Annotated in this window: 23 protein-coding genes; 14 read left to right on the top strand and 9 right to left on the bottom strand. The window is 40.3% G+C overall.

Going from position 1 to position 25,380, the window contains the following annotated elements; all coding sequences use genetic code 11:
* The first annotated feature begins 258 nt into the window (after window positions 1-258).
* Window positions 259-1,278: an IS701 family transposase gene (locus tag ACAM39_RS10895; RefSeq protein ID WP_282841997.1), complete on the top strand. Its 1,020-nt coding sequence runs from the start codon at window positions 259-261 to the stop codon at window positions 1,276-1,278.
* Here the strand turns inward: ACAM39_RS10895 and ACAM39_RS10890 are convergent.
* Together ACAM39_RS10890 and ACAM39_RS10885 are read right to left on the bottom strand one after the other, a co-directional pair.
* On the bottom strand, window positions 1,226-1,864 hold the full coding sequence (locus ACAM39_RS10890; RefSeq protein ID WP_369627688.1) for a phospholipase D-like domain-containing protein: 639 nt from the start codon (window positions 1,862-1,864) through the stop codon (window positions 1,226-1,228). The genes ACAM39_RS10895 and ACAM39_RS10890 overlap by 53 nt on opposite strands.
* 20 nt (window positions 1,865-1,884) lie before the next feature.
* Window positions 1,885-2,502, bottom strand: a complete 618-nt coding sequence (locus tag ACAM39_RS10885; RefSeq protein WP_369627687.1) for a hypothetical protein — start codon at window positions 2,500-2,502, stop codon at window positions 1,885-1,887.
* Between the two features lie 179 nt (window positions 2,503-2,681).
* Between ACAM39_RS10885 and ACAM39_RS10880 the strand changes: the two genes are divergently transcribed.
* From ACAM39_RS10880 to ACAM39_RS10850, 7 genes are all read left to right on the top strand, one after another.
* Window positions 2,682-3,461, top strand: a complete 780-nt coding sequence (locus ACAM39_RS10880) for a nucleotidyltransferase domain-containing protein (RefSeq protein WP_369627686.1) — start codon at window positions 2,682-2,684, stop codon at window positions 3,459-3,461.
* A gap of 20 nt (window positions 3,462-3,481) precedes the next feature.
* Window positions 3,482-4,549: a DNA polymerase beta superfamily protein gene (locus ACAM39_RS10875; RefSeq protein ID WP_369627685.1), complete on the top strand. Its 1,068-nt coding sequence runs from the start codon at window positions 3,482-3,484 to the stop codon at window positions 4,547-4,549.
* Window positions 4,550-4,683: 134 nt separating this feature from the next.
* Window positions 4,684-6,999 (top strand): TerD family protein, encoded by a 2,316-nt coding sequence (locus ACAM39_RS10870; protein ID WP_369627684.1) that lies wholly within the window; start codon window positions 4,684-4,686, stop codon window positions 6,997-6,999.
* Window positions 7,000-7,001: 2 nt separating this feature from the next.
* Window positions 7,002-8,075, top strand: coding sequence for an HNH endonuclease family protein (locus ACAM39_RS10865; protein WP_369627683.1), 1,074 nt, complete (start codon window positions 7,002-7,004; stop codon window positions 8,073-8,075).
* Window positions 8,075-8,671 (top strand): class I SAM-dependent methyltransferase, encoded by a 597-nt coding sequence (locus tag ACAM39_RS10860; RefSeq protein ID WP_369627682.1) that lies wholly within the window; start codon window positions 8,075-8,077, stop codon window positions 8,669-8,671. The genes ACAM39_RS10865 and ACAM39_RS10860 overlap by 1 nt, the downstream gene beginning before the upstream one ends.
* Window positions 8,668-9,747, top strand: a complete 1,080-nt coding sequence (locus ACAM39_RS10855) for a cysteine desulfurase family protein (RefSeq protein ID WP_369628611.1) — start codon at window positions 8,668-8,670, stop codon at window positions 9,745-9,747. Before ACAM39_RS10860 ends, ACAM39_RS10855 begins: the two co-directional genes overlap by 4 nt.
* A 362-nt stretch (window positions 9,748-10,109) precedes the next feature.
* Entirely contained in the window at window positions 10,110-11,003 is an 894-nt protein-coding gene (locus ACAM39_RS10850; RefSeq protein WP_369627681.1) for a RepB family plasmid replication initiator protein, read from the top strand.
* Between the two features lie 162 nt (window positions 11,004-11,165).
* On the opposite strand, the gene ACAM39_RS10845 is transcribed toward ACAM39_RS10850, so the two are convergent.
* The 6 genes from ACAM39_RS10845 to ACAM39_RS10820 all read right to left on the bottom strand — a co-directional run bounded on the left by ACAM39_RS10845 (window position 11,166) and on the right by ACAM39_RS10820 (window position 16,890).
* Window positions 11,166-12,356 carry a S1 family peptidase gene (locus ACAM39_RS10845; RefSeq protein ID WP_369627680.1) on the bottom strand — a complete coding sequence of 397 codons (1,191 nt, stop codon included), beginning with the start codon at window positions 12,354-12,356 and terminating at the stop codon, window positions 11,166-11,168.
* Window positions 12,357-12,442: 86 nt separating this feature from the next.
* On the bottom strand, window positions 12,443-13,045 hold the full coding sequence (locus ACAM39_RS10840; RefSeq protein ID WP_313423341.1) for a TerD family protein: 603 nt from the start codon (window positions 13,043-13,045) through the stop codon (window positions 12,443-12,445).
* A gap of 67 nt (window positions 13,046-13,112) precedes the next feature.
* Window positions 13,113-13,691, bottom strand: coding sequence for a TerD family protein (locus ACAM39_RS10835; protein ID WP_369627679.1), 579 nt, complete (start codon window positions 13,689-13,691; stop codon window positions 13,113-13,115).
* Between the two features lie 468 nt (window positions 13,692-14,159).
* Window positions 14,160-15,449, bottom strand: a complete 1,290-nt coding sequence (locus ACAM39_RS10830; protein WP_369627678.1) for a vWA domain-containing protein — start codon at window positions 15,447-15,449, stop codon at window positions 14,160-14,162.
* An 86-nt stretch (window positions 15,450-15,535) separates the two neighbouring features.
* Complete coding sequence (locus ACAM39_RS10825; RefSeq protein ID WP_369627677.1) at window positions 15,536-16,678, bottom strand: glycerate kinase; 1,143 nt, start codon at window positions 16,676-16,678, stop codon at window positions 15,536-15,538.
* Window positions 16,679-16,716: 38 nt separating this feature from the next.
* Entirely contained in the window at window positions 16,717-16,890 is a 174-nt protein-coding gene (locus ACAM39_RS10820; protein WP_369628610.1) for a GntT/GntP/DsdX family permease, read from the bottom strand.
* Between the two features lie 206 nt (window positions 16,891-17,096).
* Between ACAM39_RS10820 and ACAM39_RS10815 the strand changes: the two genes are divergently transcribed.
* Window positions 17,097-19,028, top strand: a complete 1,932-nt coding sequence (locus ACAM39_RS10815) for an acyl-CoA synthetase (RefSeq protein ID WP_369627676.1) — start codon at window positions 17,097-17,099, stop codon at window positions 19,026-19,028.
* Between the two features lie 58 nt (window positions 19,029-19,086).
* Here the strand turns inward: ACAM39_RS10815 and ACAM39_RS10810 are convergent, their stop codons facing one another.
* Window positions 19,087-20,037, bottom strand: a complete 951-nt coding sequence (locus tag ACAM39_RS10810; RefSeq protein WP_369627675.1) for a GlxA family transcriptional regulator — start codon at window positions 20,035-20,037, stop codon at window positions 19,087-19,089.
* 151 nt (window positions 20,038-20,188) lie between these two features.
* Here ACAM39_RS10810 and ACAM39_RS10805 point away from each other — a divergent pair, with 151 nt between their 5' ends.
* The 5 genes from ACAM39_RS10805 (at window position 20,189) to ureA (ending at window position 25,374) form a co-directional block, all read left to right on the top strand.
* The gene (locus tag ACAM39_RS10805; protein ID WP_369627674.1) at window positions 20,189-21,451 is read left to right on the top strand and encodes an aminopeptidase P family protein; all 1,263 of its coding nucleotides are present in this window, start codon (window positions 20,189-20,191) and stop codon (window positions 21,449-21,451) included.
* A gap of 77 nt (window positions 21,452-21,528) precedes the next feature.
* A complete protein-coding gene (locus tag ACAM39_RS10800) occupies window positions 21,529-22,836 on the top strand; it encodes an MFS transporter (protein WP_313422011.1) in 1,308 nt (435 codons plus the stop codon).
* Between the two features lie 140 nt (window positions 22,837-22,976).
* Complete coding sequence (locus ACAM39_RS10795) at window positions 22,977-23,939, top strand: DMT family transporter (protein WP_369627673.1); 963 nt, start codon at window positions 22,977-22,979, stop codon at window positions 23,937-23,939.
* 128 nt (window positions 23,940-24,067) lie between these two features.
* Complete coding sequence (locus ACAM39_RS10790) at window positions 24,068-25,021, top strand: urease accessory protein UreD (RefSeq protein ID WP_369627672.1); 954 nt, start codon at window positions 24,068-24,070, stop codon at window positions 25,019-25,021.
* A 50-nt stretch (window positions 25,022-25,071) separates the two neighbouring features.
* Window positions 25,072-25,374 carry an urease subunit gamma gene (ureA, locus tag ACAM39_RS10785; RefSeq protein WP_309577455.1) on the top strand — a complete coding sequence of 101 codons (303 nt, stop codon included), beginning with the start codon at window positions 25,072-25,074 and terminating at the stop codon, window positions 25,372-25,374.
* The last annotated feature ends 6 nt before the right edge of the window (window positions 25,375-25,380 follow it).

Below are 25,380 nucleotides of genomic sequence, written 5' to 3'. Positions count from 1 at the left end.
CAATTGATTGATAATTATCAAATGCTGCTTCTAAATCTTCGATGTCTCTATACTGCGGATTATTATCTTTAAGTTAGGACTTACGCAAAAAGCATAAAATTTTGCGAAAGCGGATAAAAATATAGTATAGTCAATCCTAAATTATAGTAAGCACCGTTTGCCCTGAGCTTGTCTAAGGGTAACGGTCGTTATGGTTCGACAGGCCTACCACGAACGACCCTGTTCGATATAATTCAGTTTTCACTATAGCATAAAGAGATGAAGAAAAAAGCTATCACCCGCCTAGACTACTGTCAATATTTACTGGTAAGCCAAACCAATTACACCCTTACCAACTACGCAGAACATCATCCTGAATCAATTAGTCATGACCGCATCAATCGATACCTACGTCATGACAAACTAAAACCCAAGCTCGTATGGGAAAAAGTCAAAGACGACATCGTATTAGACGACGATGGCTATCTTATCTTTGATGACAGCATACTCGATAAAAATCATAGTCACAAAATCGAATTGGTTAATCGCCAATACAGTGGCAACGCCCATCGCATTATTAAAGGCATCTGCATCGTTAACTGTATCTATGTCAATCCAAAGACCGAACAATACTGGCTCATTGATTACCGTATTTATGACAAAACCACCGATGGCAAAAGCAAACTTGACCATCTAAAAGACATGCTACAGCACAGTATTGAACACAAACAAATTAAATTCAAATATGTGCTCATGGATACATGGTATGCCACCAAAGACATTATGCTGTATATTGATAACTTACAAAAAATCTATTATTGTCCTTTAAAATCCAATCGCAAAGTCGATGATTCAAAAGGAGTAAACCCTTACAAAGCAGTCAACGAATTAACTTGGACTGACCAAGAGCAACAAAATGGCAAACTGATTAAAATACATGCCTTTCCTAAAGATTACAAAGTGCAACTGTTCCGAGTAGTGGTTAATGAAAACCGCACGGACTGGATTGTCACCAATGACACCAATCAGGATTCATCAGATGGCACACGATTGGTGTGTGCCATCCGCTGGAAGATTGAGCAGTTTCACCGAGAACTTAAACAACTCACTGGTATTGAAGCTAATCAGTGTCGTAAGGCTCGTATTCAGCGGAATCATATTTGTTGTTGTATGCTGGTTTGGCTGCAGTTAGCCAGACAAGCTAAACGGTTAAAACAATCTTTATATCAGGTTAAAAGGGGTTTACTCAGTGATTATTTGCGTGAGCAGTTACGCTCGCCTTCGGTCGTCTTTGCGTAAGCCCTATAAGTAAATCTTCATCATATTCACCATCTTGATTTACTACCATAATATAAAAGTTTTCATCTGTATTATGACCATCCCTATTTGAACTCTCATCACTTACAAAAGTTGAATTATTTTTATAGAAATTTAAAGATTTATGTTTTTCAAAAAGGTTTTTCAGTGCTAATTCTTTTTCTTCAACGGTTCTATACCTATTAATGGCTCTATTTTTACATTGTTCATAAAAACTTTTAGCTTGTTTAATTCCATCGTTAGCGATACAACCAAATTCAACTAATATTTCATCTGCCTCAAAAGCGTTCGCAGATAAATTAAAACTACCAAACGCATATCTATCAGAACCAATATATAATTTGGCATGAAGCTCATCCAAAAAATAAACGTTCTCAAATCCAATTTCTTTCACTATTGATTCGATTGCAAAAGGATTTGAACCTATCGTTGGACTAACAATGATTTCTTTGACAAACTCAATGTCAATATATCTATGCCAGTCTTTGCCAATATAACCTACAGCAATATACTGTGGATTGATCCTTTTCACTTCTTTAGCAATATCACCACCAGATAAAATTTTCATATTCTCTCCTAAATAAATTTTTAAATTTTGTTTGAAATTTTTTGTTTGATAAGAGCCTTACTCTCATCAGACAGACCCAAGAACACCTTATAAATCAACTCCACTAAATCTTTTTCCAGTAACTCATTATCCTCCTCACGTTTGAGAACATTAATACGAAACAACGCATTTATCGTTTTACCAGTTGCAGAAAACACGGCTAGTAATTTACGATTTAAAAAATCGAAATCTTCTTCACTTTCATCTAACATCTCAAACCATTCTGACAAAACCTTTTCCGTTTTTCTTCCATCCATATAGGCGTAGGTTTCTACATATTTACTAGCAGTCATATCTTGATAACCGATATATTTAGACGGAGCAAATAAATAAGTGCCTGTTTTTTCATCTTTATAAGCATACCAAGCTCGATAATGCGACATATTTTCCATCACATAATCAACATATCGGTCACCATCGCCCTCTTCATAAGATTCTAATTCAAGACTAAAGTTCTTAATATTTTCGATTACTTCATCCAGAGAATTAACCAATTTTGGTCTGTCATTTGGTAATAAAACTTCGTAATTAACCATTGATTCAGAGACCTTTGTATTAGTCCGTTTTGTACTTCTTTTTGGTTTAGTTCGTAATGCCACAATTAACCCCTATAAATTTTATTCAAAATATTATTGAATTCATTGTATTCATGAATAGAATATTAAGCAATATAGTTTTTAAAATTTAATTTAGAAATTTTTTAGTATCAAACAAAATTTGTGTAAATCTTTGCGTTTTGCCATAATGCAAAGATTAACAATTTATCTCAAAATGCATAATGACAAATAGTCTATCCAATCATATTCCAATTACCTCAATCATCTATCAAGTCTGCCAAGACAAAGGTGTCAAGCCATTTCATGCCATTGAAAGTGGTAGCAGGGCATGGGGCTTTGCGTCTCCTGACAGCGATTATGACGTGCGTTTGATTTATCGGCATGAGCCAGACTGGTATTTACGGCTGTATGCGGGCAAAGATACCTTTGAATTTATCGAAAATGATCTGTTTGATGTGCCATTTGATATTGGTGGCTGGGAGGTGCGTAAAGCCTTGCAATTATTGCATAAATCCAATGCCGTGATTTTTGAGTGGCTTAACTCGCCGATTGTGTATCATTCGGATAATCAGTTTTTGCAAGCTATGCAAGCGGTACAAAACGAGTTTTTTGATGGGAAAGCAATTTTTTATCATTACCAAGGTATGGCAAAAAATGCCAGTGGCGAGCTTGAGCTGGATAGACCGATTAAACTAAAAAAATGGTTTTATTTGTTGCGGGCGTTATTAGCCAGTATTTGGACACTTGAGCAAGCTTGCTCACCGCCTGTAGATTTTAATTTGATGTTGCCGTTATTGACTGAAGGCGAGAAGCAGGAAATATTGGATTTGGTTAAAGTTAAGCAAAGTCAAGATGAAAATTATCGGCATCAGTTGTCAAAGTCTTTGCAGGATTTGACGGCTAAACTGTGGCAACGTTGTGAAAATCCAAGTTTTCCGGATAAAAAACAGGGTGATGTGGCATTACTTGATACCATTTTTAAAGCAACGGTTTTTAATTAAGCTATTTCATTGAGTAAATTATGTCTCTGACTATTGATGATTTAAAAGCCCAAAACTTAATCCTATTTGAATGTATCTCAGGCTCTCGTGCCTACGGGCTTGATACACCAACATCGGACACCGATATCAAAGGCGTGTTTTATTTGCCCAAAGAACGCTTTTACAGTTTACAAAGCGACTATATCCCTCAAGTCAGCAACGAAACCAACGATATCGTTTATTACGAGCTTGGACGGTTTGTCGAATTACTTTTGCAAAACAATCCCAATATGATGGAACTGCTTGCCACCCCTGCCGATAAGGTGCTGTACCGTCACCCCATCATGGATAGCCTAGAACCTGAATGGTTTATCAGCAAACTGTGTGAAAAGACCTTTGCGGGCTTTGCAAACAGCCAAATCAAGAAAGCCCGTGGCTTAAATAAAAAAATCGTCAATCCGATAGCAAAAGACAAAAAAAGCCTATTGGCTTTTTGCGTGGTGTTTGTCGATGGTAAAAGCATTGATTTACAGCAATGGCTTGATAAAAATAACTTAAACCAATGCCAAATTGGTCTAGCCGTCATGCCCCATGCAACGCAGATGTATGCCATGTATGTTGATGATGGCAATCAAGATTTTCATGGCATTGTGCAGAAAGAAACTACTAACCAAGTGAGTTTATCGAGTATTCCCAAAGGCATGAATCCTGTGGGTTATCTGTCGTGTAATCTCATGGGATACAGCAAATATTGCAAAGACTACAGCGAGTATTGGGATTGGGTCGATAATCGCAACGAAGAACGCTACCAAACGACTGTTTCACATGGCAAGCAATACGATGCCAAAAACATGATGCACACCATTCGCTTGCTACAAACCGCCCTTGATATCGCCAAAACTGGTAAAGTCATTGTTAAACGTGAAAACCGTGATGAACTCTTGGCGATTAAATCGGGACAAAGCGATTATGAAACCTTGGTAAAAATGGCGGATAATTTGACTAATGAGATTAGCCAAGCGTTCGCAACAAGTGATTTGGAAGATGAGCCGAATCGTAAGAAAGTTTTGGAACAGCTGGTAAAAATTAGACAGTATCTTTATAGCTAAAATGTTGAATATATTTATCAACTTGCCTTGAATGTATTGGCTAAATTATATAAATTTGTTCATATCTACTAACTTATGTGCTTTAAATAGAGTATAAGTATCATTATTAGCATGTTTTTTTTTGGAGAAATTTTGTGGATGGACTAGCTGGGCAAACAATGGCACTGAATAACGATGACCCAGAATACAAAATAAAGCTATCTGCATCATCACCGGCTGATTTTGATGTGGCTTTGTTTGGACTGGACAAAGATTTGAAGCTGAGCAATGAGGATTATATGATTTTTTATAATCAGCCGCTTAGTCCTTGTCACAGTTTAGAGCTAGTCGATCATACAAAAAACTTCGCCAGCTTTCGAGCTAACTTGCATACGTTAAATTCCCAAATCCAACATCTGTTTTTAACTTTGACGACTGATAGTCATCAACCCATCTCTAAAATCTCCAATTTACATATACAGCTGTACAATAAACAACATCTCATCAATAAATTTGAAATCAATACCAACCCATTTCAGCAACAGCAATCTATTTTGTTATTTCGGCTTGATAAAGTTGATGGTACTTGGATCTTGAAACCTACAAACCAAGGATTTGATGGGGATTTAGCCGATTTAGTGAAATTTTTTGGCGGGGTAATTGAAGAAGAGAATGATTTGACAAGTGGTAACGAGAGGATATCGCAAAACGAAAATCACAATTACGATGACAGTCACAATTCACTAGCTATTGAAGCGTCGCTATCTACTATAGAAGATAGGCAATCAAATGAAAGTGGTGGCGAGCTACTTTCAAGGGAAGAACCAGTCATGGCCAATCATACAGATACATCATTAGTAGATGATATCAACTTATTACAAGATAAAGCAAAAGATTTTATTAACTATATTAATAGCTTACACAATCTAAATGCGTCAGGTGTTAATGCCTTGGCTGAGTCTCAATCCAACTCACCTTATTTTGACGAGATTTATACGCCTTTTCCTGTGGTCGATACCATCAGAAAATTGATTGAAGGTCATAATAATAACATTGTCGTTTTAACAGGTCATGCAGGCGATGGTAAATCAACGATTGCGTTTGATATCTTAGAAACCTTACAAAAATTAGATACCAGTTATCAGGCTAAAACTTTTAAAGAGTATGAATATGTAGATAAACATAATCTGCACGTGTTAAAAGATATGAGTGAACTGAGTTCCGACACCCGCTCACATTATCTTTCGCAAGCGTTTGGTAGCAAGGGAAATTGGATCACTGTTAGTAATACCGGACCCTTGCTGACTTCAGTAACAGATGCTTTAGAAAACACCAATCTTCAAGGCAAAGACAATTTATCAAAAATTTTAGAAATTCTCAGTCAAGACTTGGATATATTAGACGATGCAGCAGAGCTTGAACGATTAAAACTCGATGTTGATGGTAAAAATCTATACATCATCAATATTGCCAAGCTCGATAACATTGAAATAGCCCTGCAAATTTTTCAGAAAATCATTGAAAATAAAGCATGGGATTTAATCACTCAGAATTATCCAACGCACCCCATCACGTTAAATCGTCAGACAATCTATAATCATTTCGATGAAGTAATAGATAGCATTCGTCTAACCTACCTGTATCTTATCAATTACGAACGCCGTTTAACATTAAGACAGATGCTGGCACATTTAGCGTCATCTATCACGATGGGCTATACATTAACTGACGACATTGAACATACTATTTTGTTTAGTGATGCGTTCTTTGGACGGGTAGAGGCGGATATTTGGCATAAAGCCAAAAATTTAAAATTAATTGAGCTTCTCTCACGTCTAAATCTTGGCGGATATACCAGTTTGGAAGTAGAAAATATCATCACCAGCCATGATGCTTTTAGCGACATTGATGAACCATTAAAATCCATTATACAAGGCTATATTCAAAGGGATAACGATAGCTATTCATCGAAAATCAAATCTTCGCTACGACGTATCCTATTCATGTATGGCTTAAATGCCAAATCGAAAGATGCTAAGGCTCACTTTTTGGGGTCACCGAGCATTCGCAAATTTAGTAACTGGCGATTAGACCAAGAAAGTTTTTCAGACGATGCAAGAAGCATTAAAAAGGCTTGTTTAACTGCCTTAAACCTATTCTATAGTAGTAGTCAAGATGCTAAAAATCTCAATATCACCTTAAAACGCTCGGACTCGTCCGTATTTCAAATAGCCCAATTACGCATTTGTAGTGTTCCTGAAAGTTCGTTTTCTGTGGATTATGATGCTGTCAAAAATCTTCCATTTTTTTATGTCAAATCCAATAAAAAAATTCGTTTAGATTTGAGTTTACCGTTACTTGATTATATCGATAATATTTTGGCAAATGATATTTCAGATTCCTTAAATCCCATCTATAAGACCCAGCTTGAGAAGTTTAAGTTGAATCAAATTGAATTAAAAGCTGCTTAATTATGAACTTTGTCGATGTTGAACCCACGCTAGAAAACTATTGGCGAGCCATTATCTTATTTGGTAAAAATACCGCTTCATACAAATTTGCCCTTGCCAAAAGCTTAATCGATGTCAGTTTGGATAGAAAAAGCGACTTAATTACCCTTGATGATTTGGCGTTGCCGTATGCGTTGCACCTTGCCGAACACCTTAAACATAGTCCTAAACAATCTACTTTTAAAACCAGTCAATTTATCCAAGCTTGCCAAGAATATAACGAAGGCAAAATTGACGAAGATAAATTAATTCAAATTACCAAGAAAGAAGGCTTCAAATATGTTTTAGACGCTTTTCATGTGGTAAATACCAAAGCCATTCAAGAACGATTTTATGACGTTGTTAATAAGGAATTCTTTATTGATGAACGCAAATTTAACAAAGGGATTCGCTTAACCGATAATCTTTTTAAACTATTTTATCTGTATGACAACTCCGCAAAAGATTTAAACCAAGAAACTGAATCTCGTTGGAATTTGGTTGAAAAGGCATGGGAATTAAACCTTAATAAAAACTTGATTGCCGTTGAATTTGACCAAGAAACCAAACAGCTTTTTACCCATGATACCAAGCACCGCAGAACCAATATTACCACCTCTCGTGGGGCGTTAAATGGCTACCAAAAAAGTCGGTGTTTTTACTGTTTTAAAGAAATCAGTATTTCATCAGATGATGATTTACTCGCTGATGTTGACCACTTTTTCCCGCATATTTTAAAACCTGACGTGTCAACCGCTGGGTGTTGTCGTCCTGTTAATGTCGATGGGGTTTGGAATTTGGTTTTATCCTGTTCTGAATGCAATCGTGGCGAGAGTGGCAAGTTTGCCCAAGTACCGACGATTGAGTTGCTAGAGCGTTTGCACACTCGTAATGAATATCTGATAGGTAGTCATCATCCGCTTCGTGAAACGCTTATTATGCAAACAGGAAACAATGAGCGTGACCGTAAATACTTTTTGGACAAATCCTATCGTTTCTCAAAGGAACGCCTTATTCATAACTGGCAACCAAAGCCACAAGGGTTGAGCATTTTTTAATGACTATCTTAGATTACTATCAAACCCATGCTAAAGATTTTTTTAGCCAAACGATTAATGTAGATATGCAAAATGTTTATCAGCCATTTTTAGAGAATTTGCCAAGCGGTAAGCAGACTATTTTGGATGTTGGTTGTGGTTCGGGGCGTGATAGCATTTTTTTCTCAAACCAAGGTTTTGTTGTTACCGCCATTGATGGTAGTCAAAATTTGATTGATTTAGCCAAGCAAACTGATACGCGTATTAATTGGCAATGTTTAACTTTTGATGAAATCACTAATCAAAACTGGCAAAGTCATTTTACAGGTGTTTGGGCGTGTGCGTCTTTGCTTCATGTACCTTTTGATGACTTGCCAAAGATTCTAAATGATTTACTCAGTTGCTTAAAACCCAATGGCGTTCTTTATGCTTCTTTTAAATATGGCGACAGCGAACGAAAAAAGGAGGGTCGATTTTTTTGTGATATCAATGAAGAAAGATGGCAATTTATAACGCAACACCTTAACAAGGTTATTTTAATTCAAAATTGGCACAGCCAAGATAATCGAGCCGACAGAAGGGAAACTTGGTTTAATTGCCTTTTAAGTAAAACATAGCTAGAAACCCTCATTCAAATCATATATTTGGTTATGAGAGGCAGAATGTCATTGACGAATGCATTGAAAAATTAAGTGAAATTTATAATTGTTTAGATGAAAATGTTCTTTTTACTTCAAGTGCAACTGAAGCAAATAATCTAGCGATTTTTTCTGGTATTAAACTGGCAAGACACGAAAATCCGTTGGCAGATACAGTTTTAACCAGTTTTTTGGAGCATAAATCCGTCTTAGCTCCATTAAAGGTTGTTACACAGCAATTAGGTCTCAATTTAGTCTTTTTAAAGCTGACTCAAGAGGGGCGAATTGACTTGGAAGATCTTAATAAAAAAATTGAAGAATATAATGTACTTTGGATATCCGCTTGTATGACAAACGGCGAGATTGGCACAAATCAACCAATACAGCAACTTGCTAAGATTTGTTCCGAGAATGGTATTGTCATTCATGTTGATGCGTCACAAGCAGGATATTGTGACATTGATTTTGATGAATTGGATATTGATTATCTAACGATTTCAGGACATAAAATATATGGACCTACGGGTATTGGCTTACTTATCTCAAAGCATTTGCAAAATTCTAAATTTGAACCGATGATTTATGGTGGAGGACAACAAAATGGACTTCGTTCTGGCACATTACCGACACCATTGATTGTCGGATTGACGAAAGCTGTAGAAATTCTGCAAGAAGTTAAAGAGAGTGAAACACAGCAACTTGCTGAGTTAAAAAGTTATTTATTACGTCAGTTGCAAGCTAAGTTCGAAGTTAAAGTCCAAGGTAGTTTAATTAATCGTCATCCCGGTAATCTGCATGTGTCAATACAAGGGATAGATTCACTACAATTACTCAATAACTTGCAACCTCATATCGCATTTTCTTTAGGTTCTGCTTGTAATGGTTTAAATCGTGATTATCCTTCACTGATGAAGGAAATTGGCGTCGATAAAGACGAGTTTGAAAGTTCATTTCGTATTACTGTAGGACGAATGACAACGAAAGAAGAAATTGATTTTGCTGTTCAGAAAATTACTGATTTCGTAGAATTCCAGAAAAAGAATGCGTCTGTTTAATAAATATCTAGACCATATATTATTAAAGTTATTGAAGTTATAAATATATCGGCACGCTGAAACTCGCTATATTAGCGGTTCTTAGGCTTAATAAGTGTACAATTTGTTTGTTTGCGATGTACAATTTATTGGTTTTTAATGTACAAATGATTGGCTAAAGATGTACGTTTTATTGGTTTGTGATGTACGCTTTATTGGTCGATTTTTAAAAAATAATTATTCATCGAATCTTAAAGATAAAGGATTTTTGTTATTACTTCGTAATCTTTAACAGTTGGTGTAATTTAAGGTATTTTGGCACTTTGCCTCCCAAAAATGGCACTTTTATAATGGATTTCGTAAAATTCATTATGAGTATGACCATGTCTGGGCAAAATTCTTTTTATTTAAAATCTGATTCTATCATGATAACTAAATCAAACACACTGGTGGAAGCTTGCTATGACTTATCTGTAGCCGAACATGATTTGATGACGCTTGCTATCAATAAAATGCACAAACGGCCCACAGGCACCAATAAGGTGACAATTAGTGCCAAAGAATTTGCTACTGCTAATAAGGTGACGGATAACTATGCCTACAAAACCCTAAAAGATACAGCCAAAACTCTAGCAAAAAGAAAACTTAAATTCCCCCTCTATGTTGATAATAACATTCAAGGTGATGATAAATCTCAGAAACTCTGTGTTCTAAAGCCTAATCACAAAAATTTCACCATTCTAAAGGCAGAATATCACTGGCTCCAAGGTATTTCTTACCAAGACCAGGAAGGTTATATTTTACTGCATTTTTCTGACCCACTCGCCTTTTTGATTGACCACACCAATCAAGCCTACACCAAATATGACTACATCAAGACGGTTAATTTTAAAGGCTTTAGCAGTAAAAGAATGTATGAGCTAGTCAGCAAATGGAAAGACTTGGGCAAAACACCCGAGATAAGCGTATTTGAATGGAAAGAATATTTTGGTGTAGCAGACAGCTATCCTAAGGTAGCAGAGTTTAAACGTCGTGTGTTAGATCCTGCCATCAAGCAAATTAATGAGCAGGGTGAATTCAAGCTGACACTTACCTCTAGAAAAGAAGGGCGGGGTATTAGTCATTTTATGATTAAGATTAAAGTATTAAAAAAATCAGTCGCGTTACTTCCAGTTAATGCTGTTTCTCAATCCCAGCCGCCTAGTCGTCTTCTAATCTCCGCCCAAGCCGATATGTTCGCCAAAAAACTCGTCAACGATACTGCTTTCGGCAGTTGATTAATACGTCCAATATCTTCGGCGTTCAAACCATCGATACAATCATCATTTACACCAATCAAGCCTACACCAAATATGACTATATCAAAACCGTCAAGTTTAAAGGATTTAGCAGTAAAAGAATGTATGAATAGCCACCTTCTTGACCCACAGCCAAATCTTTCATACCCCACAACCAACTAACCACAAAGCAGATTTACTCTGTTTGGTAATCTGAGGTGTGGATAGCGGTGTTTGGCTAATATCGTGGGTAAGCTCGCTCACATTAAGACCGCAACTGGTTAAAAGCGCAGATAACAGCTGATATTTGACTGCATAATTCATGTTCTGGGTATTGGCAATGGTGTGGGTAACCATACCGACGACCTCGCCTGTGGGAAGCAGGAGCGGACTGCCACTTGAGCCAGGCTGAATTGGCGCAGTAAACTGCATAAAACGAATATCATTGCCAATCCCTTGTAGCCCTGCGATGTTGCCTTGGGTGACTTGTAATTGACTACCAAGACCTGTTAGCGGAAAACCAAGCGTGGTAATCTGTTCACCCAGCAAATCATAGCCACGTTCTCGCACGGGCAGATAACTTGGTAAAGGCTGATTGACTTTAAGTAACGCTGTATCACTACCTTCATCTGCTAGCACCACTTGGCATTCCATGTCGGGATAACCTTGTTGACGCAGTGCGATTTGCGTTGCGCCGTCCACCACATGCTCACAAGTGAGTAAATGATAGGGGTCAATCGCAAAAGCCGTCCCAGTCCAAGTGTCACCTGGCTGAGGGCGAGGACGTCTAGTGTCTGGTATGGCGTGCAAAACGTTGCCTGTCGTCATGTTATTAGGGTAACGGGCGTCAAGGCTGATTTGTAAACGTTCGGCAAAACTGGCTAGACTTTGACTAGATGTTTCCGCGAGTGCTCGGCATTTATATTGCCCATTACGCTGGTAGATCTCCAGTACAATACTGGCTTTGATATGGCGCTCTGGGGTATGAAACGCATAGTCAATATCGCTAGCGACTTTGATACCCAGATCATTGACTTCCACAGCTGGGGCAATCACACTAGTGTCTTGGTAAGCATACACGATCAGTTGCAGATACTGGGTTTGATTTTGGGAAAACACATTGGCTAAGTCTAATGTCCAAACATGGCTTTTCTCACTCTCGACTGTCACCGCTGCCCAATCTTTGCTTTCATGCAGATAAGCAGGGCTGGTAGTTGCTCGGCGACTTGCATCCATCGCTATCCAAACGCAGCCCATCTCAACCCCAAAACGACTAGCATTTTGGTTAGTTACTACCACTTGGCAAGGCGTGTGGGGGATAGGCGTATTTGCCCCAAGTACCAAAGTTAGCATCGTGTTTCCTTATTATTTTTTTTATTATCCGAATAAAAAAATACCCCATTGACAGCAAATAGGGCATTTTTATCTACAATTAGACGTTAGGCATGTGGTGTAATGGCAGGCATCAAATCATGAAAGGTACGACCACTGGCAATTTCACCAATGGCATGCATTTTCCATTCACCATTATGGCGATAAATCTTTGCTAAAATCAGCGCGGTATGACTGCCTTGGGCTGATAAGTTATAGCGAGCCACTTCGCTATTATTGCCGGCATTAACGATACGACAAAACGCATTGGCAACTTTCTCAAACGTTTGACCCGTAAAGCTATTTACGGTAAACACCAGTGACTGTACATGGTCAGGGATACGAGATAAATCGACATTGATGACTTCATCATCGCCATCCCCTGCGCCTGTGCGGTTATCGCCTGTATGAACGATACTACCGTCCTTTGACTGCAGTTGACCAAACCAAATTGCATCGATGGGCTGTTTGCTCGCGTCAAACATAATGCAAGATGCATCCAAATCGATACTATCATTACTACCGCCGCCACCAAATAGACTGCCCAAAAAGCCACCGGATTTTGGGGTGGATGCAACATCCCACCCTAGACCCATTTTGATACGAGTCAGTGCCGTGCCTGCTTCTTTATCGAGTGAAATTTTTTGTCCTTTTTGTAGACTAACCGCCATCTTCATATCCTTTATTTAATAAGTTTTTATCATTATTTTAATGGTAAATTGCTGCTTAAAATCCGATTTAGCCGATATTTACGCCATATTGTTGGCACATAGCAGCTAAGCCACCTGCATAGCCTTGACCCACCGCACGAAATTTCCATTCGCCATTGTGTTTGTAGACTTCGCCAAATACCATGGCATTTTCGATGGAATAATCTTCTGCTAAGTCAAACCGTACTACCTCTACCCCTGTTTCTTCATTGACCACACGAATGAAAGCATTGGATACTTGACCAAAGTTTTGATTACGGGCTTGGGCATCGTGGATGGTCACAGTGACAGCAATTTTTTCAATATCGGCGGGTACTTGGGAAAGATTGACTTTGATTACTTCGTCATCACCGTCACCTGCCCCTGAGCGGTTGTCCCCGGTATGTTCAACTGCACCGTTGTCAGATTTTAGTTGGTTATAAAAAATAAAATCATGGTCGCCGCGTACTTTGCCCATATTATTAAGCAAAAATACGCTGGCATCTAAGTCAAATTCTGTCCCTGATGTGGCACGCTCATCCCAACCTAGACCAATTAATAACCGTGTTAGGGTAGGATCTGTTTTTGACAGAGATAAGTTACCGCCTTTATTGAGTGAAATGGCCATTTGGCTCTCCTATACTATAGTCTGTATTATCCAAATTTATTTGATAATGTTTTTCTCTATCAAATTAAACAATTATCTGTATAAAGTCAAAGTTCTATTCGTTATTTTAATGCCTTTATCATCATATTTTTTTAGAAACTTAAAAATGAATTAAGTAATAACCTGTTCAAAATCTTTTCAACAATAAAGCAATGAAAGCGAGACTGGTAAATTGAAGGCTTGTATTTAAAAGCGACTTGACTAATCACTGTGTGGCGAAAGCTATGGAAGCTAAAGTCAAGTTCTTCAATTAAACTATCCCACAGTATCGTTGCTAAATTGGCAAAAAAGGTTAAGGGTAATGGCTGATTATTATCACCGATTGAGAATAAGTAGGTATGTTTTAAGCGTCTTTTACGAGCGACAAATTGCTCAAAATTTTCAAATTCAGAAAAGGGCTCGAAAATGGTAAGTTTAGTAATTAAATTGCTATCGCATAATTCTTTTTAATTTAGCCTCATTTAACCAACTGGGGAACTCTTCTAATAGCAGCTCATACAAGCGCTCATCGCTGATACCGGTGATACGCTCTAACTCGAAAAAATTGCAATTATCAATAATACGGCCTGTCATATCATCGAGTTTTTCAAGCACCCCATAATTGCGACCGCCAATCCCAACAAACTGCCAAAAAATGGGTAGCATTGCTGCCTGCGTTAAAACCTTTTGCATTTGCCGGCCACTGCCGACACCACCATCAGAGATAAACAACACATACACAGGAATACCATCGTCAAACTGCTGATAGTAGTTAATTACTGCTTCAATCGCTGGTATCTCTTGATTGATCCTTGCGCCCACCTGCCAGTTGCGCCAACCGCGCTTGGTTGTTTGAATAAATTGATTTACATTGGTTAAAGTGACATCATCAAGCTGCGTGGTATATTGAGCAAATGCCCAACATTCAAAACTACCGTCATTGTCAAAGTTAATTGCCAATGGCATAAGACGATCAACCACTTTTTGCACATCACCATTATGATATTGATGGTTCATTGAGCCTGAGGCATCTAGCACTAAAGCGACACGTGCTTGTACATCAAGTAGGTTTTTCTTTTCCAGTTGTACCAGTGACTTTTTGGTTAAATCAATAATGCTGGCGTTACCTGTTTTCTCTGCTTTTTCTAAGGAAATCTTCTTTTTTAAATCAATTTTGGATAGTTGTGGGGTAGTTGGTGCGGCTTGGGTAGGCGTTTCTTCAGCCACTTCACCACCGAAATGCTTGATTAAGGCTGCCAATCCACCATTAAAACCTTGTCCCACTGCATTCATGCGCCAAATATTATCTTTTTTATAAAGTTCCAGTGCCATTAACGCCTTTTCTTGCTGAAACATACTGCCGTCAATTGGAAAGCTTGCGACCGTCTGCTGCTGAGATTGCAAGTTGATTGCCATTGCTGGCAACTGTGCCATGGTTTGATGGCCATCAATGGTCAAGGTTAATACCAAGCGCTCAATTTGCGGGGTTAAAGTGGCCAAATTGACATCGAAGCTGAGTATTTGACTATCATTTTGGGTGAGCGTTAGGCTACCGCACGGGCTTTGAGGCTGGTTATAAAATATCATGTAGGCTTCGTCGCTAAGCTTACCCTGACTGTCTAAACCAAACAGTGCGATGTCTAAGTTTAAATTGCTTGGTGGAGTAGTTGCTAAGCTAAAAATTAGCTGATTGTTTAATACATCTGATAGTTTAAGTTTTTGTCCACGAATAAGCTGCATCTGTAAATCCTTATTTATTGTTGTTGGTCATTGTTATTTTATTAGCGCAACCAATTAACATGCGAGCATCTTTATAGGGCTAAATACTAACGGTTTAATTGTTGACCCAATTGCATCGCCATCGCGATATTATAGGCAGTTTTTTCAACATTCTGTTTTGCTAAAGCAAGTGCCTCATCAAGCGAGCCTAAAGTTTGAATACTGGGAATCGCTATTGTAAAACCATCGTCTTTCCAATGGCTGTGGGGGTCATCGACCACGCCACAAATGGCGATAACGGGCACATTAACTGCTTTGGCAAGTGATAGCACGCCTGATGCCACTTTGCCCATGGACGTTTGAAAATCCATCTTCCCTTCACCGGTGATGACCAAATCTGCTTGCTGAATCATTTGCTCAAGATTACTAAATTCACTTACCAACTGAAACCCGCCAGTCAGTGTTGCCGATAAAAACGTCATTAACGCAAAACCTAAACCACCTGCGGCCCCTGCGCCTGCTTCATTGCGATTATCGGGGAAATTTTGACGGCTGGCAATATTGGCAAAATGGCTAAGGGCATTATCTAAAATAACGATATCGTCTAGCGTCGCCCCTTTTTGCGGGGCATACACATGGCTAGCACCGAGTTTGCCACATAATGGATTGGTCACATCACAGGCAACGGTAATACTAATATCAGCGATTTTATCGCTAACCCCACTGCTATCAATAAACGCCAATGCCGCTAACGCTTTACCGCCTTGCACAAGCTCATGATGCTGTGCATCCAAGAAACGATAGCCCAAGGCCTTTAGCATACCTGTACCTGCATCATTGGTGGCACTGCCACCGATACCTAGGATAATATTTTTTGCGCCTTTATCAATCGCATCAAGTAGCATTTCACCCACGCCATAAGTGGTAGCGATACTTGGGTCTCGCTCTGATTGTGTCAGCAGGTGCAAGCCAGCACAGCTTGCCATCTCAATAATGGCGGTTTGATTGGGCAGTAACACATAGCTTGCCTCAATCGGGCGCATCAAAGGGTCATGTGCAATGATACGTTGCCATTCGCCAGACAGCGTTTCTTTAAGCGCTGCAGCCGTGCCTTCACCACCATCTGCCATTGGGATTTTAATCATGTCAGCTTCTTTAAAAACAGTGGCAAATCCTGTCTCAATGGCATCACATACTTCACTGGCAGTGAGACTTTCTTTAAATGAATCTGGGGCAATAACAATTTTCACAGTACTTTTCCTAAAGTTATTTTATGACAGGCTATGACTTAAAGTAGAATAATCGATAATAACCAGATAAACACCATGCTAACGACACCTTGAATACCTGTAGTGACAGTATGTGCTTTATAGGCTTGTGGTACACTCATACGACTAAACTGACTGACAACCCAAAAATAGCTATCGTTGGCATGTGATACGGTCATCGTGCCTGCCCCAATAGTACAATCATCGGAACATCCTTTTTACCGTAGTTTCATGAGTTAACTGAGTTTACCCATCACATCAGCTAACTGTAGCAAATATGTACGAAATAATATCAGAACTTTTGACTGACATACCGTATTATTTCTAGAGACAATTTTTTCTAGAGGCAATGTTAACGTATTGCGATAATTCATTTAACACTAAAAAGGACTTTGACACGATGAACCATCAAATAGAAAATCAGCACGACCTTAGACAGTATGAACAAAATTTTCCTTTAAACCTCCCTAGCAGCACCTATCAGATGCTATGTGAGAGCGAAGCTCAGTTTAGCGATAAAAAAGCACTTACCTTTGTTTTAAATGCTACGCAGTATCAAAACAGCACAAGCTATAGCTATCGGGATTTATTGGAATATATACGTCAAACCGCCAATATGCTTTATTCATTGGGCGCGGATAAAAATACGGTTATCGCGATTTTATTGCCAAATTTACCCGAAACCCATTTTTGTATCTGGGGTGGCGAGGCAACGGGTATTATTTTTCCGATTAACCCATTGCTTGAACCTTCTGTGATTGCCGGCTTATTAAATGAAGTCAAAGCCACGTTACTCATCACGCTTGCGCCATTACCCCATCAAGATAATAAGCCGCAGCTTTGGGACAAGGCGGTCGCGGTTGCCAAGCTTACCCCAAGTTTGCAGCATATGATTGGGGTGACGATGGCTCATCATGTTGCGCATCAACTTAATATAACCCTGCCAGATACAAGTAAAGAATTTGTACAGCAATTACCAGAGAGGGTAACCTATCATGATTTTTACACTGGGATTGCAAACCAGCCTAAAGATAGATTAATTAACCCCCGTACCATTGTGCCTGAGGATCTATCTTCATTCTTTGGAACCGGTGGTACAACTGGCATGCCCAAAATCGCCATGCGTAATCATAAAAATGAAGTCGCCAATGTCTTACAAGCACGGGCATTGTTTGGTGATGACATGCTAAATCAGGGCAATGTCGTGCTGTGCGGACTACCCCTATTTCACGTCAATGCCGTCATGGTTACAGGATTATTACCGTTATCGATGGGTGGTGAAATTTTGCTAGTTTCGCCAGAGGGCTATCGCGGCGATGGGATTATGGCAAACTTTTGGGCGATTATTGCGCATTATCGCGTAAACTTTTTTAGTGGTGTACCCACGCTTTTTGCTGGATTATTAAATCTACCAGTTGGCGACCATGATATTGCTAGTTTAAAGCACTGTTTGTGTGGCGCGGCCCCGATGCCGATAGAAGTATTTAAACAATTTGAAAAACACACAGGGGTACAAATCATTGAAGCGTACGGTATGACGGAAGGTAATTGTGGTAGTTCAGCCAACCCAAGATTTGGGGAGAAGAAAATTGGTTCAATAGGGCTACGTTTCCCGTATCAGCCTATGCAAGTGATGATGCTTGATGATAATGGCAAGTTTGTGCGAGTTGCTAACACAGGCGAGGTGGGCAATATTTGTATTCGCGGCGATAATGTGTTTGTCGGCTATTATTTGGCGCAGCAAAATCAAGGAATTTGGGTAACTGACTCTGACAATCAAACTTGGTTTAATTCCGGCGATTTGGGCTATCAAGATGCAGACGGCTACTTTTTCTTAACGGGTAGAAAAAAAGAGTTAATTATCCGTGGGGGACACAACATTGACCCAAAAATGATCGAAGAGGTGGTTTATCAATATGACGGGGTAGCTGGCTGTGCCGCCATTGGTAAGCCTGATAGCTATACAGGCGAGTTACCTGTTTTATTCGTTGCCCCTAAGCCGGGTGTTAGCTTAGATACTGATAAACTCATGCAATTTTGCCAACAAAATATTGGCGAAAAAGCGGCAATTCCTAAAGCCATCTACGTGATTGATGCATTACCTTTAACGGCAGTGGGTAAGGTATTTAAACCTGCACTAAAACGTCAAGCGACCGTGATGGCTGTCAGTGAATTACTGCAACAACATCATATCAAGGCTACTGTCAGCAGCAAAGACCACCCTACTTATGGGTTTATTGTGCTAGTCAACCTAGAGGGCGATGCTTCACATCAACAACAAGTCAAAACCGTGTTAGACCAATTGGCGATTCATTGGCAGTGGGATGAATAGGTTTTTAAATAATAAAAGCAATAACCTGATTAAGCGATGGTACAAGACGCATTAACCCTTACAGCGCTTTTCGAAAATCACTGGCTGACATATGAAACTGCTGTTGAAAGGCTCTGGAAAAAGATGCCAGATTAAAAAAGCCAGTCGCCATTGAAATGGTGGTCACTGGCATGGTGGTATGTTTGAGTAGGTTTTTAGCATGCTCTAATCGTAAATTCAGATAATACTGTTGGGGTGAGACCCCTAGCTGTTTGGCAAATTGCCGCTGTAGTTGTCTTTCAGAGACGCCGACGTATTTAGCAATGTCCGCTAGCGTGAGCGGTTCTTCGATATTGGTTTTCATTAACGTGATAGCATCGATGACATGAGCGTAGCTATGACTGAGGGTTTTTGGTTTGGGTAAATGCTGGATGCTCGCTGGCTCTCGGATAGCCGTGATGACAAACATGTCTTGAATTTTTTCAACGATTTCTCGCCCGAAGTGCTGCTTGATGATGTGCAGGGTCATATCGAGCGCACATACTCCGCCAGAGCAGGTGTAGAGCCGATCACCAATGGTAAAAATATGGTTTAAGAATTTTACATTGCCAAATTGTTCCTGAGCCAGCGTAACATTTTCCCAATGCAGCGAGGCTGATTGATTGGCTAACAACCCTGCATTCGCCAGCGCTATTGCCCCCGTACAAAGCCCCCCTAACGCAATATCCCGAACGGCTAAACGCTCCACAATTCCCTTTAGCGCTTCTGTCATTAAATTTTCGGCTTCATAGCCACCGCAGATAAACACGAGTTCACAATCAAATAGATGTTTGATTTCAGCGGTATGAGTGACTTGTACCCCATTACTGGCACTGGTCTGATGACCCGAAAAGCCACTAATAATCCAGCTATATAGTGGCTGACTACTGACATAGTTTGCCATTCGTAACGGCTCGATGACATTGCTAAAAGCCATCATGGTAAAGCCATCAATCAATAAAAAACCAATTTTTTTAATATTCGCTGTCATAAATAAAGTATGAATGGACAAGCTGTGTTGTCGTAATTAGTCAAAAAAATGTCGTCTTATGAAAAACTGACTTTTTAAATTTGCGTATGATGAGGGATGTGGAGAGCAAAGAGTTTCTTAACATCAACCTAAACCTAGTGAGGCGCAAACAATGAATCAGTCAGTTGAACATATGATAAGTAAAGCGGTTAGCCTAGATACTGCACTTAGCATGCCAAGCTTAATCCAAATCAAAAACGGCGAGAAAGTCAAGCCGACTTTTAGCGCCCAAGAATATCAAAACCGCCAACAAAAGCTTAAAGCCTATATGGCAAAAAGCGACATTGATAGCGTGTTATTCACCTCCTATCACAATATCAACTACTACGCAGACTTCTTGTATTGCTCATTTGGACGCTTCTATGGTCTGGTCATCGACCAAGACAAAGTAGTGACTATTTCTGCCAATATAGACGGTGGACAGCCTTGGCGACGTACCATGGGCGATGACAATATCGTTTATACCGACTGGCAACGTGATAACTATTTTAAAGCCGTGGCAAGTCAAATCAAAAATAAGGGCAGAGTGGGGATTGAATACGATCACTTACCCATCGAACGTTTGAAAAAACTACAAGACGCCTTGCCCAATGTCGAATTTGTCGATATCAGCCAAGCTTGTATGAAAATGCGAATGGTGAAATCAGCCGAGGAAATCGCCCTTATCAAGCAAGGTGCACAGGTTTGTGACATTGGCGGTGCAGCGCTCGTCAACGCCGTGCATGAAGGGGTTCCTGAGTATGAGGTGGCGTTAGCCTCTACCCAAGCGATGGTACGAGAAATCGGGCAGCGCTTTGAGCATGTCGAGCTCATGGATACTTGGACGTGGTTTCAATCAGGTATCAACACCGATGGCGCACACAATCCTGTGACCAATCGCAAAGTGCAGCGCAATGATATTTTAAGCTTAAACTGCTTTTCGATGATTGCAGGCTACTATGTGGCGCTTGAGCGTACGCTGTATTTTGGTGAACCTGATGCGGCAACGCTCAACTATTGGGAAATTAACTGCAAAGTGCATGAAGAAGGCATAAAACTCATCAAACCTGGCGTTCGTTGCTGTGATATCGCTTTAGAGCTCAACAAAATCTATGCCGAATATGGCATTTTAGACCGCCGCACCTTTGGTTATGGGCATTCATTTGGCGTGTTGTCACACTATTATGGCCGTGAGGCAGGGTTAGAACTGCGTGAAGACATTGATACGGTACTTGAGCCAAATATGGTCATCTCAATGGAACCGATGATTATGATTCCAGAAGGTATGGCAGGGGCAGGCGGTTATCGTGAACATGATATTTTGGTTTTAACTGAAACAGGCGCTGACAATATCACAGGCTTCGCCTATGGCCCTGCGCATAACATTATCAGTTAGCTTACTTTAGCATGACTTACTACCAACCAAGGGGAAACTAAATGACAACTTTTGCACTTTCACCCACTGCCGTAGCAATGCAACAACCAGCTGCAGAGCCGTATGTTAAAGATCCTGTGTTACTCAAAAAAGCCGCCAAAGCCAGTTTTATTGGTAACTTTGTCGAGTGGTTTGATTACGCATCGTATGGTTATTTTGCCACTGTCATCGCCAGCGTATTTTTTGCTAAAACCGATGCAACCGTCGCATTGATGTCAACTTATGCAATTTTTGCGCTATCCTTTATTGTCCGTCCGTTTGGGGGTATTTTTTGGGGACATATTGGCGATAAATACGGTCGAAAAGCGGCTTTATCTTGGTCGATTTTGATTATGTCGGGTGCTACTTTCTTAATCGGATTGTTGCCAAGCTATGCCACCGTGGGTATCTTAGCGCCTGTGTTGTTGTTATTGTTACGCATGATTCAAGGTTTTTCAGCCTCGGGAGAGTATGCAGGGGCATCAGCATTTATGGCAGAGTATGCACCGCCCGACAAAAAAGGGTTTTATACCAGTATCGTACCTGCCAGTACATCGGCCGGTCTATTATTAGGTTCGCTGATTGCTGCAGCTATGACCGCCTTTATGGATGCTGACTTTGTACAAACTTGGGGATGGCGTATTCCGTTTTTATTGGCTGCACCGCTGGGCTTGGTAGGTCGATATATGCGGTTGAATCTTGAAAAAACCCCGGCTTTTAAGGCGTTTGAAGAAAGCACCATTGAAAAACCCGTGCCAATCAAAAATTTGTTTGCCAACCATAAAAAAACCTTGTGCATTGCGTTTATGTTATGTAGTTTGAATGCGGTGGCTTTTTACTTAATCCTAAGCTATATGCCGACTTATTTATCGACCCAAATGCACATCAATGAAACGCAGTCGCTGCTAGCTGCCTCCATTTCATTAGTCGCTTATATCGGTATGATTTTCACCATGGGTAAACTGTCAGACAAATATGGTCGCAAAACCATGCTGATCATCGCATCTGTATTGTTTATCGCGTTGACAGTGCCTTTGTTTCATATGCTAAGCCTGGGTGGGTTTTTAACCATTGTGTTGATTCAACTGGTGTTCTCGCTCTTATTATCCGTCAATGACGGTACACTACCGGCATTTTTAAGTGAGATTTTCCCAGTCGAGGTGCGTTATTCAGGTTTTGCTTTCACCTTTAACTCAGCCAATGCGCTACTCGGTGGCACAACCCCCTTGATGGCAACTTGGTTAATGAGCAAAACAGGCAGTCAAATCGCACCAGCTTGGTTATTGGTGATAGCAAGCGTAATCGCGCTGGCAGCAACGGTGATGTATAAAAAATCCGATAGTGTGTCGATGTTAGAAAAAGGTTAGAAAGACGTTAGAAAAATAATTGATTAACCAAGGTTATCAATAACCCCATGAAGTTAAGTTAAGTTTTTTCCCAAAGTGGTTTTAGCCAACCTTGTTTGCTAGAATCACTTTTTTTATCCCCCATTTTTTAGGAATTGCCAGTGACTCGTAAACCTGCTTTCGCTACCAACCAATCCCCTAACACGCGCAATCATGCGACAATGGGTGGCTTGCAAGTCATTGTGGCGGCTATCTGTTGGGGCACGCTTGGTATCTTTACCACCTATCTACATCAACTGGGTTTTGATAGTGTGCAAATTGCCATTTTAAGAGTGGTGACGGCTGCTATGATGCTACTGATGTTATTGCCATCTTTGTGGCCGTCTATTAGGCAGTTGTCATTTGGCGAGATATTACAGTTGAGCCTGCAATCGTTGATTGGCGTGCTAGGCATGACGGTTTGCTATTTTATCGCGGTCAATTTTGTGGGGGCGGGCATTGCGGTATCGCTACTATATACGGCGCCGATTTTTAGTTTGGTACTGGCATTTTTTTTATTAAAAGAACCGATAACAAAAAAATCATTTACCTTAGCTTGCATCGCGGTATTAGGCGTGGCACTGACAACGCTCAGTAAAAATTTTACATTGAGTTGGGGGATTGTGTTTGGTCTATTGTCTGGGGTGTGCTATTCACTGTATGGCATTTTAGGAAAAAAAGCCTTACACAAACACTATCCACCGACCTTGGTGTTTTTTAGCTCAGTGGTGATTAGTGCGATAGCTTTATTATTCCTACCGATGACCTATCAAACCTATGCCAAAGCGCTCAGCATGCCTGCCATCACTTGGTTGTGGGTGATGGGGCTCAGCCTAGTGGGTACCGTGATTCCGTTTTTCTTGTATATGTCAGCTCTGCACAAACTCCCTGCGACCAAAGCCTCGGTATTCACCGTGTTTGAGCCGTTTACCGCGATTGTATTGTCGATCGTATTACTGCACCAATCGCTCAATGGCATGCAGTACTCAGGGATGGTATTAATCCTTTTAGCCACCCTCCTAAACTCTATCAAATTGCCCATGCAGCGTCATCGGCAACTGACAGAAGTCGATACTCAAGTCTAATAACAGCCCAAACCGTGTAAACATCCCTGATTTGGGCCTCACCATATTAGTATCAATGCTCAATGCCGCAATGTGGCACAGCCCTTGCATTCTATAAAACCATATATTTTTCATATAGTTAGATAGATATGGCTTGGCACTCAGTCCTTACCTTAGCTTTTGACACCCAACATGCGGGTGAGCATGCGCGCACCAATTTGGTACAACGCCACCACCAAGGCGCCTTGCGGGTACAAAAAGCCTTGTATCCTGAAAGCGGTGAACAGCAAGGTATTTGTCATGTCATTATGCTGTATCCACCCGCCGGCATCGCCTTAGGCGATAAACTCGATATTGACATTGGCGTAAAACATTACGCCCACGCCGTGATTACCACGCCCGGGGCAAATAAATGGTACGGTAATTTACCAAGTTACACCGCTAACAAGCAAACCGATGATAGTCCATCAGCCAAAAAAACTCAACAGACCCAAAAATCTCAAATAACCCAAGAAAATTCAAATGGTTATGCTGTACAAAATGTCACGGTTTATCTGCAAGATGACAGCCGTTTTGAATGGCTACCGCAAGAAAACTGTTTTTATAACGCAAGTTTTGCCCATGCCACCAATCAGTTTTTTATCAGCCCAGCTGCCAGTGTTATCGCTTGGGAAATTAACCTGTTAGGGCGAGAGCATCATGGCGAGCGCTACAGTACAGGTGAGATGCGGTTATCAAACCTATTTTGGCGCGTAGATAAGCAGCCCAAATTGCTGCTTGCTGATACCTTACATCACTGTGCCGAACACGATTGGTATGCCTCACCCGTGGGGCTAAATAACCACAGTGTCTTTGCCAGCTTATGGGTTGTGCCAAGTGTTGATGCGCAAAAACAGCTGATTGAATGGGTTAAGCAATTACGATTATTTATCGACCAGCATAGCTTGCCTGTCTCTTGCACCCAAACAGGGGAGGTGATGATTATTCGCTATTTAGGGGATGATGTCCGCCAATGTTTTGACAGTTTTGGTGCAGTTCGTGATGAAATTCGCACTTTAATGTGGCAACAAGCCAGTTATTTGCCCCGAATTTGGGCAACCTAGTGGCAGTGAAGGTCTAATTTTTAACACTAAAAAAATAATTGGAGTAACCCATGCATTTAACCCCCGCCGAAAAAGATAAATTACTCATTTTTACCGCAGGACTGGTTGCCGAACGCCGCAAACAACGTGGCTTAAAACTTAACTATCCAGAAGCAATAGCCTATATCAGTATGTTGGTACTCGAAGGGGCAAGAGAAGGCAAAACAGTGGCACAGTTGATGGGCGAAGGCACCACGTGGCTGACGGGTGAGGATGTGATGGAGGGCATCGCCGAGATGATTGACGATGTACAAGTGGAAGCCACCTTTCCCGATGGTACTAAACTGGTGACCATTCACCAACCGATTGTGTAATTTAAA

It is taken from the genome of Moraxella sp. K02, from assembly GCF_041154755.1.
Classification (GTDB): domain Bacteria; phylum Pseudomonadota; class Gammaproteobacteria; order Pseudomonadales; family Moraxellaceae; genus Faucicola.
Note: the sequence above shows the minus strand (reverse complement) of the source record. Positions and strands in the feature narration are given on the sequence as shown.

Coding starts and splice junctions, on each gene's coding strand:
- ACAM39_RS10895 (WP_282841997.1), top strand. CDS start 259: ATGAAGAAAAAAGCTATCACCCGCCTAGACTACTGTCAATATTTACTG.
- ACAM39_RS10890 (WP_369627688.1), bottom strand. CDS start 1,864: ATGAAAATTTTATCTGGTGGTGATATTGCTAAAGAAGTGAAAAGGATC.
- ACAM39_RS10880 (WP_369627686.1), top strand. CDS start 2,682: ATGACAAATAGTCTATCCAATCATATTCCAATTACCTCAATCATCTAT.
- ACAM39_RS10875 (WP_369627685.1), top strand. CDS start 3,482: ATGTCTCTGACTATTGATGATTTAAAAGCCCAAAACTTAATCCTATTT.
- ACAM39_RS10865 (WP_369627683.1), top strand. CDS start 7,002: ATGAACTTTGTCGATGTTGAACCCACGCTAGAAAACTATTGGCGAGCC.
- ACAM39_RS10860 (WP_369627682.1), top strand. CDS start 8,075: ATGACTATCTTAGATTACTATCAAACCCATGCTAAAGATTTTTTTAGC.
- ACAM39_RS10850 (WP_369627681.1), top strand. CDS start 10,110: ATGTCTGGGCAAAATTCTTTTTATTTAAAATCTGATTCTATCATGATA.
- ACAM39_RS10845 (WP_369627680.1), bottom strand. CDS start 12,356: ATGCTAACTTTGGTACTTGGGGCAAATACGCCTATCCCCCACACGCCT.
- ACAM39_RS10840 (WP_313423341.1), bottom strand. CDS start 13,045: ATGGCGGTTAGTCTACAAAAAGGACAAAAAATTTCACTCGATAAAGAA.
- ACAM39_RS10835 (WP_369627679.1), bottom strand. CDS start 13,691: ATGGCCATTTCACTCAATAAAGGCGGTAACTTATCTCTGTCAAAAACA.
- ACAM39_RS10830 (WP_369627678.1), bottom strand. CDS start 15,449: ATGCAGCTTATTCGTGGACAAAAACTTAAACTATCAGATGTATTAAAC.
- ACAM39_RS10815 (WP_369627676.1), top strand. CDS start 17,097: ATGAACCATCAAATAGAAAATCAGCACGACCTTAGACAGTATGAACAA.
- ACAM39_RS10810 (WP_369627675.1), bottom strand. CDS start 20,037: ATGACAGCGAATATTAAAAAAATTGGTTTTTTATTGATTGATGGCTTT.
- ACAM39_RS10805 (WP_369627674.1), top strand. CDS start 20,189: ATGAATCAGTCAGTTGAACATATGATAAGTAAAGCGGTTAGCCTAGAT.
- ACAM39_RS10800 (WP_313422011.1), top strand. CDS start 21,529: ATGCAACAACCAGCTGCAGAGCCGTATGTTAAAGATCCTGTGTTACTC.
- ACAM39_RS10790 (WP_369627672.1), top strand. CDS start 24,068: ATGGCTTGGCACTCAGTCCTTACCTTAGCTTTTGACACCCAACATGCG.
- ureA (WP_309577455.1), top strand. CDS start 25,072: ATGCATTTAACCCCCGCCGAAAAAGATAAATTACTCATTTTTACCGCA.